At 51.0% G+C, this 15,238-nt stretch carries 14 protein-coding genes and 1 pseudogene; 11 read left to right on the top strand and 4 right to left on the bottom strand.

The features are described from left to right. Positions 1-92: 92 nt before the first annotated feature. Entirely contained in the window at positions 93-416 is a 324-nt protein-coding gene (locus HMPREF3050_RS05965; protein ID WP_070774026.1) for a DNA polymerase III, read from the bottom strand. A gap of 463 nt (positions 417-879) precedes the next feature. Between HMPREF3050_RS05965 and HMPREF3050_RS14815 the strand changes: the two are divergent. From HMPREF3050_RS14815 to HMPREF3050_RS05950, 4 genes and pseudogenes are all read left to right on the top strand, one after another. Next, positions 880-942: pseudogene (locus HMPREF3050_RS14815) on the top strand (transposase); the annotation flags it as partial. Between the two features lie 140 nt (positions 943-1,082). Continuing rightward, positions 1,083-1,814, top strand: a complete 732-nt coding sequence (locus tag HMPREF3050_RS05960; RefSeq protein WP_070774024.1) for a hypothetical protein — start codon at positions 1,083-1,085, stop codon at positions 1,812-1,814. Between the two features lie 22 nt (positions 1,815-1,836). Next, positions 1,837-2,082: a hypothetical protein gene (locus HMPREF3050_RS05955; protein ID WP_070774022.1), complete on the top strand. Its 246-nt coding sequence runs from the start codon at positions 1,837-1,839 to the stop codon at positions 2,080-2,082. Positions 2,083-2,138: 56 nt separating this feature from the next. Continuing rightward, positions 2,139-2,612, top strand: coding sequence for a hypothetical protein (locus HMPREF3050_RS05950; protein WP_070774020.1), 474 nt, complete (start codon positions 2,139-2,141; stop codon positions 2,610-2,612). Positions 2,613-2,733: 121 nt separating this feature from the next. On the opposite strand, the gene ppx is transcribed toward HMPREF3050_RS05950, so the two are convergent. Then, entirely contained in the window at positions 2,734-4,242 is a 1,509-nt protein-coding gene (gene ppx, locus HMPREF3050_RS05945; protein ID WP_060974450.1) for an exopolyphosphatase, read from the bottom strand. Between the two features lie 281 nt (positions 4,243-4,523). Between ppx and HMPREF3050_RS05940 the strand changes: the two genes are divergently transcribed. From HMPREF3050_RS05940 to HMPREF3050_RS05930, 3 genes are all read left to right on the top strand, one after another. Next, a complete protein-coding gene (locus HMPREF3050_RS05940) occupies positions 4,524-5,153 on the top strand; it encodes a lytic transglycosylase domain-containing protein (protein ID WP_070774018.1) in 630 nt (209 codons plus the stop codon). Positions 5,154-5,282: 129 nt separating this feature from the next. Beyond that, a complete protein-coding gene (locus tag HMPREF3050_RS05935; protein ID WP_070774016.1) occupies positions 5,283-6,665 on the top strand; it encodes an MFS transporter in 1,383 nt (460 codons plus the stop codon). Positions 6,666-6,668: 3 nt separating this feature from the next. Next, a complete protein-coding gene (locus HMPREF3050_RS05930; RefSeq protein WP_003742079.1) occupies positions 6,669-7,184 on the top strand; it encodes a single-stranded DNA-binding protein in 516 nt (171 codons plus the stop codon). Between the two features lie 263 nt (positions 7,185-7,447). Here the strand turns inward: HMPREF3050_RS05930 and HMPREF3050_RS05925 are convergent, their stop codons facing one another. Further along, positions 7,448-7,795, bottom strand: a complete 348-nt coding sequence (locus HMPREF3050_RS05925; RefSeq protein ID WP_246830238.1) for a hypothetical protein — start codon at positions 7,793-7,795, stop codon at positions 7,448-7,450. 421 nt (positions 7,796-8,216) lie between these two features. Here HMPREF3050_RS05925 and HMPREF3050_RS05920 point away from each other — a divergent pair, with 421 nt between their 5' ends. After that, a complete protein-coding gene (locus HMPREF3050_RS05920; RefSeq protein ID WP_070774014.1) occupies positions 8,217-8,960 on the top strand; it encodes a YajG family lipoprotein in 744 nt (247 codons plus the stop codon). A 336-nt stretch (positions 8,961-9,296) separates the two neighbouring features. On the opposite strand, the gene mltG is transcribed toward HMPREF3050_RS05920, so the two are convergent. After that, positions 9,297-10,292 (bottom strand): endolytic transglycosylase MltG, encoded by a 996-nt coding sequence (mltG, locus tag HMPREF3050_RS05915; protein WP_070774062.1) that lies wholly within the window; start codon positions 10,290-10,292, stop codon positions 9,297-9,299. A gap of 128 nt (positions 10,293-10,420) precedes the next feature. On the opposite strand from mltG, the gene ampD reads away from it, so the two are divergent. The 3 genes from ampD to ligA all read left to right on the top strand — a co-directional run bounded on the left by ampD (position 10,421) and on the right by ligA (position 15,104). Further along, positions 10,421-10,993: a 1,6-anhydro-N-acetylmuramyl-L-alanine amidase AmpD gene (ampD, locus tag HMPREF3050_RS05910; protein ID WP_070774012.1), complete on the top strand. Its 573-nt coding sequence runs from the start codon at positions 10,421-10,423 to the stop codon at positions 10,991-10,993. A gap of 235 nt (positions 10,994-11,228) precedes the next feature. After that, positions 11,229-12,485, top strand: a complete 1,257-nt coding sequence (locus tag HMPREF3050_RS05905) for a cell division protein ZipA C-terminal FtsZ-binding domain-containing protein (protein WP_003763891.1) — start codon at positions 11,229-11,231, stop codon at positions 12,483-12,485. A gap of 147 nt (positions 12,486-12,632) precedes the next feature. Further along, positions 12,633-15,104: an NAD-dependent DNA ligase LigA gene (gene ligA, locus HMPREF3050_RS05900; RefSeq protein ID WP_070774010.1), complete on the top strand. Its 2,472-nt coding sequence runs from the start codon at positions 12,633-12,635 to the stop codon at positions 15,102-15,104. Positions 15,105-15,238: the final 134 nt, after the last annotated feature.

Raw genomic sequence — 15,238 nt, 5'->3', positions numbered from 1 at the left:
ACGACCTCTATGTTAACTGCTAGTAATATTGTTAAAGAACAAATAGTTCAGACGACCTCAAAGAAAGTATTGAGATCGTCTGAACTATAAAATTACTTTTTCGCAGCCCGAATTTTTTTCAAGCCATTCTCCAAAATAGTAACTTTCTCAGGAGGAGTTCCCCTATCCAAAGCATTCCACCAATTATTTACTGGTTTAACAAATAATTGGAATCCTTCATCAGTTACATTGGATTTTCGAATGATCAAATCTTCTTTGATAGAGCCATCCTCATTAAAGGGTTCAATATCAATAAGTAAACTATTCTTTTTAAGAAATGTCATAAGTGCAATAGACATTCTGATAGTATCTTCACGATAATCTTCATCAGCATTTGCTTCCCAAAATGTCCGAAAATTAAATAGTGTTATATCCATGATAATCTCCTAAGGTAATCGAATAATTTCGGATATTCTGTCAACATGAACCAAGCTTTTGCTGTCTCTGACATATACTCCACCGACACCTCTAATTCTTTCTTCTTTTGCTGCTGACTACTTTTTGAAATAGTCTTGCTAGTAACCTCTTAGGTGTATGTCTAAATCTTGGTATGGCCCGGCGGGCTTTTTGATTTCGGTGCGAACGAGCTGGTTTTCTAGACCATATTGGTTTTCGCCGTCGGGCAGCTGCGGTAGATCAGGTTGTCTAATGCGTCGTAGGTGTTACGACGGCTGAACACATTACAATAAAGGTTGTCTGAAAGTTGTGTTTCAGACAACCTCCATGTTGACCAGTAGTAAGGTGTTGTTAAAAAGCAAATATTTCATATACCCTCAAAGAAAGTATTGAGGTCATCTTAACAGAATAAACCGCGTGCGTACCGCCCCCCTACACCAAACATATAGTGGATTAACTCTAAATCAGGACAAGGCGACGAAGCCGCAGACAGTACAGATAGTACGGAACCGATTCACTTGGTACTTCAGCACCTTAGAGAATCGTTCTCTTTGAGCTAAGGCGAGGCAAAACGCCGTACTGGTTTAAAGTTAATCCACTATAATTTAAACACACCTGGCTACGACAAAAACCACCCAACCATTCTAATGAAAACCAAACAACCGCCCTGCTCCTTCCGTCCAAAAGAAAAGATCGTCCGCATTAACCGCGTACGTCAACTCAACCCTGCTTATTGCGGTAATATTGCCCATCTGATCCGCCTGTACCTAAGGATTTGCCACAATCCCTATCTGCGTCTGCCGCGTGTACGCGCCAACCGAACGCCATGGCATTTTATCGAACTGGACGGTCATTTTTATTTGGATCTGGGACTGGGTTTGCCTACAGGCCGCAGCGAATGTGACTTTACCCCTCAAACCTACCAACTCCCCCCTTGTCTGCAGCAGGGCGATGACGAGGCTGAAGAGCATTTCTGCGACATTCTTAAGGCAATGTTAATGATGTTTTACCTGCCCGTTTTTGCGCTCAATCAGTCTCAGTCCTGCGTATGCAACAAAACCGTGTTGCTTCCTGAGACCGCAAAACCTCCACAAAATGATGAACAACGCACCAATCTGATTCAAAATTTATTTTTTAACAGTCATATAATGGATGCCCGCCGCAGGTTGATACAAGACGGGGGGATTCTGTATTTTATATTGGACGAAGCCAATCCCACCAAACGCCGCCCGTTGCGCGAATTGATAGATGAAATAAACATTCGACCTCAAACAAGCGAACCGGAACGGCAAAACATGAAAACCGTTATGACGTTTTATCGCGAAATGTCCGATTTCCTGCAATCCGGCCTACCGAAACAAATAAACGAAACAACCTAGAACATTAAGGTCGTCCGAAACCATGTATTACGAACTCCACCTTACTGCCACGCCGCAACCTTCCTCTGTCCTTCCCCGTTTTCAGACGACATGTGCCGACTTGGAAGGCAAAGCCGTGCTAATCGAACTGCCCGAGGGCGAGCATCCTCAGCAACCGATGTTTTCTGCCGTAATACAGTCGGACGATTATCAAACCGTGTTTGAGCAATACGTACAAAGCTTGCGCGATGCGGGGCTGACGTTAGACAATCTTGTCTTGCCGCAATAAAGTTCAGGTCGTCTGAAAATGATTTTTCAGACGACCTCTCAGAAAGGAGCATTATTATGGGAATCCTCATTTTTAAAACCGACAAAACGAAATGGCAGAAAATGCTCATAGCTCTGTTAGGTTTATTTTTCTTAACTACGGCAATAGCCGGAGGAGATATGAATTTTCGTTCAGGTAAAAATGATAGTGATGTTTCAAGATTGGCCCATGCCAAAGCATTGGAAAGTAAATTAATTGGAGAGGAAGGGTCGAAATCCAAGCAAAGCAATAGCTTTGAAAGACTGAATAAAGAAGGAAATAGGGATAAATTTAAAAAGTTATATCATGAATCAGAAAATATTCATGGAAAGATATATGCTTTAATTTGGTTTTTCGATAATGATAAAAATCTTTACAGAAGATATAAGAATGAATTAAACAAAAATGAAGAAGTAATAATTTATCACGCAGATATTATAGTACCTTCCCCTCTGTCTGATGTTTTCCCAATGATTGAATCAGGCTATTTAAAGAAACATATTTTGTATTGAATGATCGGCAAATCATATTTGGGTAAAAATATCTACCCTGCGGATACAAACGGTTCATATACAAAAAGGCAAAAAGGTCGTCTGAATCTAATTTTCAGACGACCTTTTTGCTATTTTGCCCCTATTGAGGCTGCACGTTGAAAGGCATATCGATCTTTTGCCATTGCGCGCTTTCGTAGTCGAGTGCGGCGGCGATTAGAGGGTGTTGTTCGAGCCAGTTTTGGCTGATGCGCAGAATGAAGCCTTTGCCGGTTTCGTCGGCGCGCAGTTGGGTTTGCGGCGGCAGATCCAAAGGCAGGCGGGCGCGGCAGAAAAGTGCGGCGAGGCGCAGGGAGAGGACGGCGTACCAAAGCATTTCGCTGCTGCCGACGATGTCCGCCATTTTTTTCATGTCGCCGCGATGTCCGATGACCAGTTGCGCGAGTATGGTTTGCTCTTTGCGCGAAAAACCGGGCATATCGGCGTTTTCGAGGATGTAGGCGGAGTGTTTGTGGTAGCCGGTGTGGGCGATGTCGAGTCCGATTTCGTGCAGCCTGCCTGCCCAGCCGAGGTATTGTTTCCATTGGGCAAGGTCTTGGACGGTTACGTTTTTGGCGTGGCACAGGCTGTCCATAAAGGCTTGCGCGGTTTCGGCGACGCGTTTGGCTTGATTAAGGCTGACGTGGTAGCGGTTTTGGAACTCGGCGGTCGTCTGATCGCGCATGTCTTCGTTCAAACCGCGTCCAATCAGGTCGTAGAACACGCCGTCGCGCAGGGCGGCTTCGGTAACGGTCATTTTGGTGAGTTCGAGTTCTTCAAACGCTGCCATCATGACGGCCAGTCCGCCGGCGAACACTTCCACGCGTTCCGGCTTGAGGCTTTCGAATTTGGCTTTTTTGACGGAACCGGCTTCAATAATACGGTCGGCGAGGTAGCGCATGCCTTTGTAGGTGATGTCGGCTTCTTGGGGTAGCTCGGCGGCGATGAGGTCGCGGATGGATTTGGCGGAGCCGGAGGTGCCGATGGCGAAATCCCAACCTGTACGCTTCATGAGTTTGCTGATGCGCTGGATTTCGTTGCGTGCGGCGGAGATGGCGGCTTGGAAGTCTTTGGCGGTGATTTTGTTTTGGAAGAAACGCAGGCTGTAAGTGACGCAGCCTAAGGGCAGGCTTTCGGTAGCGAGCGGCTGGAGGTCGGAGCCGATGACAAATTCGGTCGAACCGCCGCCAATGTCGATAACGAGCATTTTGTCGCCGTTGGGCGGAAGGGTGTGGACGACGCCGGTGTAAATGAGGCGGGCTTCTTCACGGCCTGCGATGATTTCGATGGGGAAGCCCAGTGCGGCTTCGGCTTTGGGTAGGAATTGGGCGATATTTTTTGCTACGCGGAAGGTGTTGGTCGCCACAACGCGCACTTGTTCGGGCTTGAACCCGCGCAGCCGTTCGCCGAATTTTGCCAAACAGTCCAAGGCACGCTCTTGGGATGCTTCGTCGAGGTTTTTATGTTCGTCCAAACCGGCGGCAAAACGCACCATTTGTTTGAAGGAATCGATGACTTTCAGTTGTCCGTTGTTATTTTCGCAAACTTGGAGGCGGAAGCTGTTGGAACCTAAATCGACGGATGCCAGGACGTTGGTGGGCGTAGTGGTCATGAAGGGATACCGGTGGATAAACGAAGCTCTAATGTTACTCTGTCCCGCCGTTGATTGACAATATCGCAGATCAACTTTAAACCGCCGCAATATTGCACCGTATTGATGTATCACGCATTGTCTGTTTCAAGTCAATCTGCTCATCAATGATGTACGCCACCTTTGATTCCGCACGGAGATATTCTTATAATACCCGTTTTGCAAACGCCAAAAGGTCGTCTGAAAACAAAGATAGGGTTTTCAGACGACCTTTAAACCGACTAAAACGAATGACAGTACACATGAAAACGGAAAACCTTATCTACACGCCCGAATCCCCGTCCCGCCGCCGCTTTTTACTGGCTGGCGGCGCATTGCTGCTCAGCCCTGCCGCCGCACTTGCCGGCGCGCAACGCGAAGAAACGCTTGCCGACGATGTCGCTTCGGTCATGCGCAGCTCCATCAACAATGTCAACCCGCCGCGCCTCGTGTTTGCCGATCCAAACGAAGGCGAACGCTGGCTGGCGGCGATGTCTTCCCGCCTTGCCCGCTACGTTCCCGATGCCGCCGAACGCCGCCGCCTGCTGGTCAACATCCAATACGAAAGCAGCCGCGCGGGGCTGAATACCCAAGTGATTTTAGGATTGATCGAAGTCGAGAGCGCGTTCCGCCAATATGCCATCAGCGGCGTGGGCGCGCGCGGGCTGATGCAGGTCATGCCGTTTTGGAAAAACTATATCGGCAAACCTTCGCACAACCTGTTCGACATCCGCACCAACCTGCGCTACGGCTGTACCATCCTGCGCCACTACAACAATATCGAAAAAGGCAACATCGTCCGCGCTTTGGCGCGCTTCAACGGCAGCCTGGGCAGCAACAAATACCCCAACGCTGTCTTGGGCGCGTGGCGCAACCGCTGGCAATGGGGCTGACCGCGGGGTATAAACGACTGCGGCCTGTGCAAATGCAAACCCTTTTGAATCCTGTATAATCCGCACATCTGATAATTTTAAAATTTCAGGCGACCTCAAAATCCTACCGGGTCGTCTGAAAAACCTTTTATGGCAAAAGACACCCGCATCCAAATGTTCCCGCACGAATGGCGTGCCAGCACCACCCTCTCCGGCGTTTACGCACTGCGTATGTTGGGGATGTTCTTGGTTCTCCCCGTTTTGTCCTTATATGCCGCCTCATTGCCCGGCGCGGAAAACAACAAAACCTTGGTCGGTCTAGCAATGGGTATCTACGGACTGACGCAGGCTTTGCTGCAACTGCCTTTGGGCATCGCCTCCGATAAATTCGGACGTAAAAAAACCATTTATGTCGGACTGATTGTCTTTGCCGCCGGTAGTTTTCTCGCCGCTGCCGCCAACTCATTGCCCATGCTGGTTGCCGCGCGCGCCATTCAAGGGGCGGGCGCAGTTAGCGCCGCAGTGACCGCGCTGCTTGCCGACTTGACCCGAGACGGTGTGCGTACCCGCGCAATGGCGATGATAGGCTTAAGCATAGGTTTGACCTTTTCCGTCAGCCTGGTGGTTGCCCCGATGATTGCCGATATTATCGGCGTTCCCGGATTGTTTATGCTGACCGGCATCCTGACCGTCATCAGCATAGGCGTTGTCGCTTGGATGACTCCTGATCCCGAAGTATCAAAGCTGCACGAAGACACACAGGCGCAGCCCTCTCGCATGGGCGAAGTCCTCCGAGACCGCCAGCTTCTCAACTTGGATTTCGGCATTTTCGCGCTGCACGCCGCACAAATGGCGTTGTTTACCGCCCTGCCTTTTGCCATGACGCAGCTCGGTTTGGAAAAAATCCAGCATTGGAAAGTCTATCTGCCCTCGACCATCGCAGGGCTGGTGATTATGATCCCCCTCATCATCATCGGCGAAACCCGCAACAAGCTCAAGCAAGTCTTCATCCTCGGCATCGCCTGCATCGCAGCGGCGCAAATCGGCTTATTGTTCGGCATGCACTCGATTTGGCTGATTACCGCCTATCTGGTTGTTTACTTTATCGGCTTCAACGTATTGGAAGCCAGCCTGCCGTCCATGGTGTCTAAGATTGCACCGGCCGATTTGAAAGGCACGGCGATGGGCGTTTACAATACCATGCAGTCCGTCGGGCTGTTTGTGGGCGGCGCAAGCGGCGGATGGCTGTTTCAACAATACGGCTTTGCAGGCGTTTTCACCTTTTGCAGCGTATTGATGCTGTTGTGGCTGGTCATCGCCATACTCGCCCCCGCGCCCAAACCCGTCAAAAACCTCAGCTATCCCGTCAGCCCCGCATGGCAGGAAAAACACGATTCGCTCTACCAAGCATTGTCCCAAGTCGAAGGCGTCGAAAGCATTACCTTCAGCGCAGACAAACAAACCATTTACATCAAGGCGTTGCAAAAAGGATTTGACCAAGAGGCCGCCGAAAACATCATCACAGGAGTTTAAAAAATGTCATTGAACAAAGTCATCCTTATCGGCCGTCTCGGTCGCGACCCCGAAGTCCGCTATATGCCCAACGGCGAAGCCGTCTGCAATTTCAGCGTTGCCACCAGCGAAACATGGAACGACCGCAACGGCCAGCGCGTAGAACGCACCGAATGGCACAACATTACCATGTACCGCCGCCTCGCCGAAATTGCCGGACAATACCTGAAAAAAGGCAGCCAAGTATATCTGGAAGGCCGCATCCAAAGCCGTAAATACCAAGGCAAAGACGGCATCGAACGCACCGCATACGACATTATCGCCAATGAAATGAAAATGCTCGGCGGCCGCAACGACAACAGCGGCGGCGCACCTTACGACGACGGCGGTTACAGCCAAGGCGGCTACCAACAACAAGCGCCGCAGCAACAATACCAAGCCGCCCCGCAAAACCAAGAACCCCCTGCCGCCCCCCGCCGCCAAGCCCCCGCCGCACCGGCAGCCCCTGTCGAAGACATCGACGACGATATTCCGTTCTGAATTACATAAACAACCCAACAATATTGCTTGATACAAACCGCCGAGGGTTGAGGATAGATTGGTTATCCGTATTGGATGAAAGCAATCCGTCAGACTTTGAAAGCCATTTACAAAAATGCTTTGAAATTTGGCCGCGCTTTTATTGTCGATACCCTCCAAGCACAAAGGTCGTCTGAAACTTTAATTTCGGACGACCTTTTCTTTGTGTTTAAACCGCTAAACAGTCTTATCAAAAAGCAATCAAGATACCGAATAAAACCGATTTACTCCTGCCAGATAATCTCGTGTTTAGAACCATAAGTAATCTTTTTAATATTGCGTTCAAGAGCAATTTCTTTATCTAGCTTTCCTGAATATTCTGAACCTGCCAATTTTTGAAATAAAGTAATATTCAGCTCATCATTGTGGGAAGTTGTCTTTATATCTGAAATGCCCATTGCGCTATTGCCTACTAAACCTGTCAAATGAACCTGCCTATAATCCTTAGCTTCATGGACAGTAATTTTGAAATTCCCAATATCATCCAACTTGATTTCATCATTAGCGAAAAAACAGCCGGACAATATCAAGCCGGTAATACCCAGCATAGCTACCTTAATTTTCATCGTCATTTTATCCTTCGATAGAAGCATCTTCTAATGTGCCGTCAAAATTGCCATCCATAACAATACGGTATCTTTCAACAAATCTCCATCATTGAAGCCGACAATACGCTATTTAAAATTCTTTAGAATCATAAATAAAGTCTTGAAGATGACTTTCAGACGACCTGACCGACGGTTTTACCCCTATTTATCCTGTTTATTGACAAGGCTCCAATGAGAAAAGTTCTTTGATAAGCGCTTTAGACGTATAAACCTACGAAGTATGATGTAATACTGTTTCTTACCCATTTAGAGTAAGTGTATAGATTATGGGTAACTCTTTTGCTGTATTGTCCTTGTTATTTAGAAAAAATAATAATGATACGATAAGTTTTATTATGTAATTTCAGGTTGTTTATCCATCATCCAATTTATCGTAGGAGCGATTATGCCTCAAATGAAATTTAAATTATGGCTGCCGGTGTTGCTGGCTGCCGTTTTAGCAGCCTGTTCACAATCACATCAAACAGTTGAAGCGCCTGCTGCCACCAATTCAGCCGTACCGAGCCAAAGTGCGCAAGTGGCAGAGAAATTAGGAACGGGTTGGGGCGATGAGGTGGAATCTCCTGTTCATTCTGTGGATTTGCGCCGTGTCAGTCAGGAACCTTTGGCGCAAAGCGTATTAAACTACTCTTCCAAAGATTATCGCGGTCGCAGCGTCAATTCGATTGCTTTAGCTTCAGGCAAAGTGGAATTGTCTGTACGCAGTGACGATGGCAGCCTGCTGCCGATATTCCGTGACAAAGGCAACTACTATCTGCGCGGTACAGACGGACAGGCATACCGTTTGGTCTATCAAAACAACAGCAACAAAACCTTGGAAATCGTAGCCAGCGTTGATGGTTTGGATGTGATTTCAGGCAAATCGGCCAGCAAATACGCCGACGGTTATGTCTTGTACCCTCATGATTCTTTAGAAATCGAAGGTTTCCGCAAAAACAGCAGCGCGGTGGCGTCGTTTGTCTTCAGCATCCCCCGCGACTCTTATGCCGCCAACTCGGATAATGGCTCCATCCGCAATACGGGTGTAATCGGCACTGCAATTTTCGAACTGTACGACCCAAACCGCAGCAGAAATGAACCTCAAGCCTTTCCCGCCGATGACGGATACGCCAAACCGCCTACCCGATAAGGCATAAATAATAAAAGCGGTCTGTAAACCAAATAAGGTTTCAGACCGCTTTTATTTTGCAGTAGCAATGAAAATATAGTGGATTAAATTTAAATTAGGACAAGGCGACGAAGCCGTAGACAGTACAGATAGTACGTTCAGCACCTTAGAGAATCGTTCTCTTTGAGCTAAGGCGAGGCAACGCGCCGTACTGGTTTAAAGTTAATCCACTATAAAATAACTTGATAAAGATAAACAGTAATAATCTGTTCTAAATCGTCCTGAGACAAAAGGTCGTCTGAAAACCGGTTTTACAGATTTTCAGACGACCTTTATGCTCTTGAAGCTCAGTTCAACCTATTTCTTCAAAATATATTTGCGTACGGCGGCGTTGTGTTCTTCCAGATTATGGCTGAACTGGCTCAAGCCGGTGCCGTCCATTTTGGAGACGAAATAGAGGTATTTTTCATTCGACGGATGCGCGGCGGCATCAAGGGCGGCTTTGCTCGGCAGGGCGATGGGGGTCGGGGTTAAGCCGCTGCGGGTGTAGGTGTTATACGGCGTATCGCGCTGGAGGTCGGCTTTGCGGATTTTGCCTTTGTACGCGCTTCCCATGCCGTAAATCACGGTCGGGTCGGTTTGCAGGCGCATGCCGATGTTGAGGCGGTTGACGAATACTGAAGCAACATGGGCGCGGTCGTCTTCGTGGGCGGTTTCTTTTTCAATCAGGCTCGCCATAATGAGCATTTCATACGGATTTTTGTAGGGCAATCCGCTTTGGCGATCTTCCCAAGCATCTTTCAGACGACGTTGCATGGTTTGATAAGCGGTTTGGTAGATTTGCAAATCACTGCTGCCTGCGTCGATTTCATAGCTGTCGGGGAAAAACTGACCTTCGGGATTGCTGCTGAGCGCGTCGGGGGCAATTGCCTGCATGAGTTCCGCATCGCTCCAGCCGCGTGTTTTGTGTTCGATGTCGGGGGTGTTATCGATGATTTTACGCATCGTGGCAAAACGCGAACCTTCGACGATTTGAACCGTAACGGCATCAGGTCTGCCGCTGCGGATTTTCTGCAAAATGCCCCATGCGGAAATGTTGGAAGGAAGGCGGTATGAGCCGGCGTTGAGTTTGTTGTGTGCGCCTATCAGGTAGGCGGCTACGACCAGTACATGGCGGTTGTAAACGACTCCGTCTTCGGCAAGCGTACGGCTGACGGAAGAGATGCCTTGGTTTTTGGCGATTTTGATGCGGTATGCTTTGCCGTTGTCTTTGGGAACGAACAGCAAGGCGGCGAACACGGCGGCAACGGCAACAAAAAATACCGCAAACCATTTCAACATTTTTTTCAGCATGGTAGGATTTTTGATTTGTGAACGTCGTGCGACAGTATAACCGAAATGCGCGCCTTCTTCCCTGCGCGCCCGCCCGACGTATGTTTTTTCCGCCTCAGTGGTCATCTGAAATAAAGGGTCGTCTGAATATGAATCTTCCGTCCGAATGCCAAGACATTGGCTGGCAACAAGGCTGGTGGCAGCCTGCCCGCCGCGCGTTTTCGCCGAACTTCGAGCCGCGGGCAGAATCAGAAGCCGTGTCGCTGGTGGTTTTACACAATATTTCGCTGCCGCCTTTCGAATATGGGACGGGCGCGGTGGAAAAGCTGTTTACCAACCGCATCGGCCCCGACGAACATCCGTTTTTCAGCGTCATCCACACCTTGCGCGTTTCCAGCCATTTTCTGATCACCCGCGAGGGCAAGGCGGTGCAGTTCGTTTCTTGCGACGATATGGCGTACCACGCGGGCGTGTCGTCGTTTCGCGGACGCGAAAAGTGCAACGCGTTTTCGGTCGGTATCGAATTGGAAGGCTGCGATTTCGAGCCGTTTGCCGAGGCGCAATATCAAACGCTGGAAACCCTGCTGCAAGCGTTGATCGGGCATTACCCTATCACCGCCGTTACCGGTCATCAGGACATCGCCCCCGACCGCAAAACCGATCCCGGCCACTTTTTCGACTGGCAAAGATTGCAGGCGGCGGGTTTTCCGGTTGTCCGTTAATCGCTCAAAAATGCCATATAGCATTTTTCAGACGACCCAGCCCGATTTTGGGCTATCATTCACGGCATTTGCTGTCAGAAAAGTTTATTTTCGTTATAATTGAACGTTCATACGGGACAATCCGTGTCCGACTCCGACGAACTTACTCGCGGCAATACGATTCCGCATACGCCCAAAGGCAAACCGCCCCCGGGCAACGAAGACGGAATGCCGCTCTTACAAAAAGTGATTACCCATGATTTTCATCGTCTTAGGCTTGGCAGTCATCCTTGCCGTCATCGCCTACAATATGTACCAAGAAAACCAATACCGCAAACAGGTGCGCGAGCAGTTCGGCCACTCCGACAAAGACGCGCTCCTGAACAGTAAAACCAGCCATGTGCGCGACGGTAAAGAATCCGGCGGCAAAGGCCTGTTCGTCAAAAAAGCAAACAAAGCCCAAGAAGCTGCGCTGCGCAACCTGCAAGAACAAGACGAAATCTTCGCCGCAAAAGCCAAACTTGCCAAACCTTCCGCCATCAAAACCGATGTCGAGTTGGCGATTGAAGACGACTTTACCGACGAGCCGGTACAGCATACCGTCATCGGGCTGAACAACGAAATTACCACCCAAGCCGCCAGCGACGAGCCGGTCAACCTGCCGTCCGCCGCCAACCAGCCTTTGGTCAGCTTGGACGAATTGTCCCAAGTCGAATTGCCGTGGTTTGACCCGCGCTTCGACTACCTCGCCTACATCGCTCTCTCCGAAGCGCAAGAGCTGCACGCCCTGCCCCGCCTGTCCAACCGCCACCGTTTCCAAATCATCGGCTGCACCATGGACGACCGCTTCCAAGTTGCCGAACCGATTCCGAGCGTGTATTACCAAGGTTTCGTTGTCGGCCTGCAAGCAGTCAGCCGCAACGGTTTGGCAACCCAAGAAGAATTGCAACAGTTCAACCAACAGGTTGACACCTTCGCCCAACTGATGGGCGGCAAAGTCCTCCACACCGATTTGGCAGCGTTTACCGAAGTCGCGCAGGCATTGGACACCTTCTGCGCCCGCGTCGATCAAACCATCGCCATCCACTTGGTTTCACACAGCAACATCAGCGGCGTCGAACTGCGCGCTTCTGTGGAAAACCTCGGCTTCGTATTGGGCGAAGACGGCGCATTCCACTACACCGGACAAACCGGCAGCCCGATGTTTGCCATCCACAGCCTCACAGGCGACGCGTTTACCAACGCCCTGTTGGACAACCAGTCCTACAAAGGCTTCAGCATGTTGCTCGACATCCCGCACGCGCCTGCCGGCGAAAAAACTTTCGACCTATTCATGGACTTGGCAGTACGCCTCTCCGGTCAGTTGGGCTTGGATCTGGTCAACGACAAAATGGAAGAAGTTTCTACCCAATGGCTCAAAGACATTCGCAATTACGTCTTGGCGCGTCAGGAAGAAATGCTCAAAGTCGGCATCAAACCCGGCAGCAAACAAGCCCTGCGTCTGTTCTCCTAAAATCGAATCAAATCAAAGCGGATATGTCGTTACGGCATATCCGCTTTTTTTCGGGTAAAATTCAGCCGTTTTCAATCTATCATTTTTCAGACGACCTTTGCCCGTATCCTCCTGTATCAGACAAAGGTCGTCTGAAAACCCTCCTCCATGAATCAAACCGCACAACACATCCGCCACCTTACCGACCTCCTCAACCGCTACGCCTACGAATACTACACCCTCGACGCGCCCAGCGTACCCGATGCCGAATACGACAAATTGTTCCGCGAACTCGAAGCGTTGGAACGAAACCATCCCGAGCTCAAGCTGCCCGACAGCCCGACCCAGCGCGTCGGCGGCGAGCCTTTGGCGGGATTTGCCGAAGTGCGCCACGAAGTGCCGATGCTGTCTCTGACCAACGCCTTCTCCCCGCAAGATGAAAACGGCGTGTTCGACCATGCCGAAATGTACGCCTTCGACCAACGCGTGCGCGACGGCTTGGACGGCGGCAATCCCGAATACGTTATCGAACCCAAATTCGACGGCCTCGCCATCAGCCTGCTCTACCGCGACGGCGTATTGGTGCAGGCGGCGACGCGCGGCGACGGCACGACCGGCGAAGACGTTACCCAAAACGTCAAAACCGTATCTAATATCCCCCTGCGGCTGCACGGCGAAAATACGCCCGAACTCATCGAAGTGCGCGGCGAAGTGCTGATGCTCAAAGCCGATTTCGCCGCCCTCAATAAAAGACAAACCGAAAACGGGCAAAAACCCTTTGCCAACCCACGCAACGCCGCCGCCGGCAGCCTGCGCCAACTTGATTCGCGTATTACCGCGCAACGCAAACTGCACTTTTTCCCCTACTCAATCGCCCGCCAGCAAGGCGGTTTCGTCGCAGAAGAACACATCCAAGAACTCGCCTATTTCCAAGAACTCGGCTTCAGCCTGCCCGACGGCAATTTCGACCGTTTTCCGAATATCGACGAAGTATTGGCGTTTTACGAACAAATGCAGCAAAAACGCCCCGAACTGCCCTACGAAATCGACGGCATGGTCGTCAAAGTCAACAGCTTGGCGCAACAGCGCGAACTCGGCTTCATCTCCCGCGCGCCGCGCTGGGCGATTGCCCACAAATTCCCCGCCGAAGAAGCCCTGACCGTCGTCGAAGCCATAGACGTGCAAATCGGGCGCACCGGCGCGGTTACCCCCGTCGCCCGCCTGCAACCCGTATTCGTCGGCGGCGTCACCGTCACCAACGCCACCCTGCACAATCAGGACGAAGTATCGCGCAAAGACGTGCGCGTCGGCGATACCGTCGTCGTGCGCCGCGCCGGAGATGTGATTCCCGAAGTCGTGCGCGTGATTTTCGAACGCCGCCCGATGCAGGAAACCGCCGTTGCCGTTTCAGACGACCTCAAACATCAACAAGACGACCTGTTTGCCGAAACACCGTCCGCAAACCAAACCCAATCCGTTCCACTCCACAAGCCCTACCGCCTGCCGATCCATTGCCCCATCTGCCGCAGCGAAATCGAACGCGAAGAAGGCGAAGCTGTCGCCCGATGCAGCGGCGGCATGCTTTGTCAGGCACAACGCGCGCAAGGATTAATCCACTTCGCCTCGCGCAAAGCCATGGACATCGACGGCCTCGGTCAAAAACAAATCGAGCAGCTTGTCGCCCAAAACCTCGTCCGCCACTTCGCCGACCTCTACCGCCTCGACATCCCGACCTTGCAAAAAATGAAGGAAACGGCAGATAAAGGATCGTCTGAAAACGAAAACGGCGACACAGAAACGGTTTCAGGCGATCTATCTGAATCCAACACCCCAAACGGTAAAAAACAACCGACCAAGTGGGCGGAAAACATCCTCGCAGGCATAGAAGCCAGCAAAACGCCCGAACTCGCCCGCTTCCTGTTCGCGCTCGGCATCCGCCACGTCGGCGAACGCACCGCCAAAACGCTGGCGCAGGCATTCGGCTCACTGGAACACGTCCGCCGCGCACCCGAACCCATCCTCGCCTGCCTGCCCGACATCGGCACCGTCGTCGCCCGCTCCATCGCCCACTTCTTCGCCCAAGACGCGCAGCAGGCGATGATAGACGAGCTGCTCGCCGCAGGCGTTGCCCCGCAAACCCAAGCCGTTACCATCCCGCCCGCCCTCCACGCCGAGCCGCAACGCTGGATTGCCCGCCTGCCCGGTTTCAAAATCAGCGAAAACAAAGCCCAAGCCTTATGGGAACTCGCCGGCAAAAGTATAGACGGCCTGCAAACCGACAAAGCCCTCCCCGCCGACTGGCAAACATGGCGCAGCGAACCACAAAACGCCGCCCTGCTCGAAAACCTGAAAACCTTCTTCGCCCAAACGTCGTCTGAAAACCAAGAAGCAACGGTTTCAGACGACCTAAACGAAGCCGTAGCAGGCAAAACCTTTGTGTTAACCGGCACCCTGCCCACCCTCAAACGCGACCAGGCCCAGGCCCTGATCGAAGCCGCCGGCGGCAAAGTTTCCGGCAGCGTGTCCAAAAAAACCGACTACGTCGTCGCCGGAGAAGCCGCAGGCAGCAAGCTGGAAAAAGCCAATGCCTTGGGTGTGGCGGTTTTGAGCGAGGAAGAGCTTTTGGCGATGCTGGATTAAGCATTTATTAAGGATATTCAAGGATATGACCGAGCCAATTTCCCGACTGTCCAAATCGTTGATTCTGTTCTCAATCAATTTGGCAACTTATCGGGGAATGAACACTCTAAATCTGTTGAACGCCTTTTAAATGC

The organism is Neisseria sp. HMSC065D04 (genome assembly GCF_001815675.1).
In the GTDB taxonomy this organism is placed as follows: domain Bacteria; phylum Pseudomonadota; class Gammaproteobacteria; order Burkholderiales; family Neisseriaceae; genus Neisseria.
The sequence above is the reverse complement of the archived record's forward strand: the minus strand, read 5'-3'. Positions and strand labels throughout refer to the sequence as shown.

Excerpts from the sequence above, each read along its gene's own strand:
- HMPREF3050_RS05925 (WP_246830238.1), bottom strand. The coding sequence starts at position 7,795 with ATGACGATGAAAATTAAGGTAGCTATGCTGGGTATTACCGGCTTGATA.
- mltG (WP_070774062.1), bottom strand. The coding sequence starts at position 10,292 with ATGCTGAAAAAAATGTTGAAATGGTTTGCGGTATTTTTTGTTGCCGTT.
- ppx (WP_060974450.1), bottom strand. The coding sequence starts at position 4,242 with ATGACCACTACGCCCACCAACGTCCTGGCATCCGTCGATTTAGGTTCC.
- ligA (WP_070774010.1), top strand. The coding sequence starts at position 12,633 with ATGAATCAAACCGCACAACACATCCGCCACCTTACCGACCTCCTCAAC.
- ampD (WP_070774012.1), top strand. The coding sequence starts at position 10,421 with ATGAATCTTCCGTCCGAATGCCAAGACATTGGCTGGCAACAAGGCTGG.
- HMPREF3050_RS05905 (WP_003763891.1), top strand. The coding sequence starts at position 11,229 with ATGATTTTCATCGTCTTAGGCTTGGCAGTCATCCTTGCCGTCATCGCC.
- HMPREF3050_RS05955 (WP_070774022.1), top strand. The coding sequence starts at position 1,837 with ATGTATTACGAACTCCACCTTACTGCCACGCCGCAACCTTCCTCTGTC.
- HMPREF3050_RS05965 (WP_070774026.1), bottom strand. The coding sequence starts at position 416 with ATGGATATAACACTATTTAATTTTCGGACATTTTGGGAAGCAAATGCT.
- HMPREF3050_RS05940 (WP_070774018.1), top strand. The coding sequence starts at position 4,524 with ATGAAAACGGAAAACCTTATCTACACGCCCGAATCCCCGTCCCGCCGC.
- HMPREF3050_RS05930 (WP_003742079.1), top strand. The coding sequence starts at position 6,669 with ATGTCATTGAACAAAGTCATCCTTATCGGCCGTCTCGGTCGCGACCCC.
- HMPREF3050_RS05960 (WP_070774024.1), top strand. The coding sequence starts at position 1,083 with ATGAAAACCAAACAACCGCCCTGCTCCTTCCGTCCAAAAGAAAAGATC.
- HMPREF3050_RS05935 (WP_070774016.1), top strand. The coding sequence starts at position 5,283 with ATGGCAAAAGACACCCGCATCCAAATGTTCCCGCACGAATGGCGTGCC.
- HMPREF3050_RS05920 (WP_070774014.1), top strand. The coding sequence starts at position 8,217 with ATGCCTCAAATGAAATTTAAATTATGGCTGCCGGTGTTGCTGGCTGCC.
- HMPREF3050_RS05950 (WP_070774020.1), top strand. The coding sequence starts at position 2,139 with ATGGGAATCCTCATTTTTAAAACCGACAAAACGAAATGGCAGAAAATG.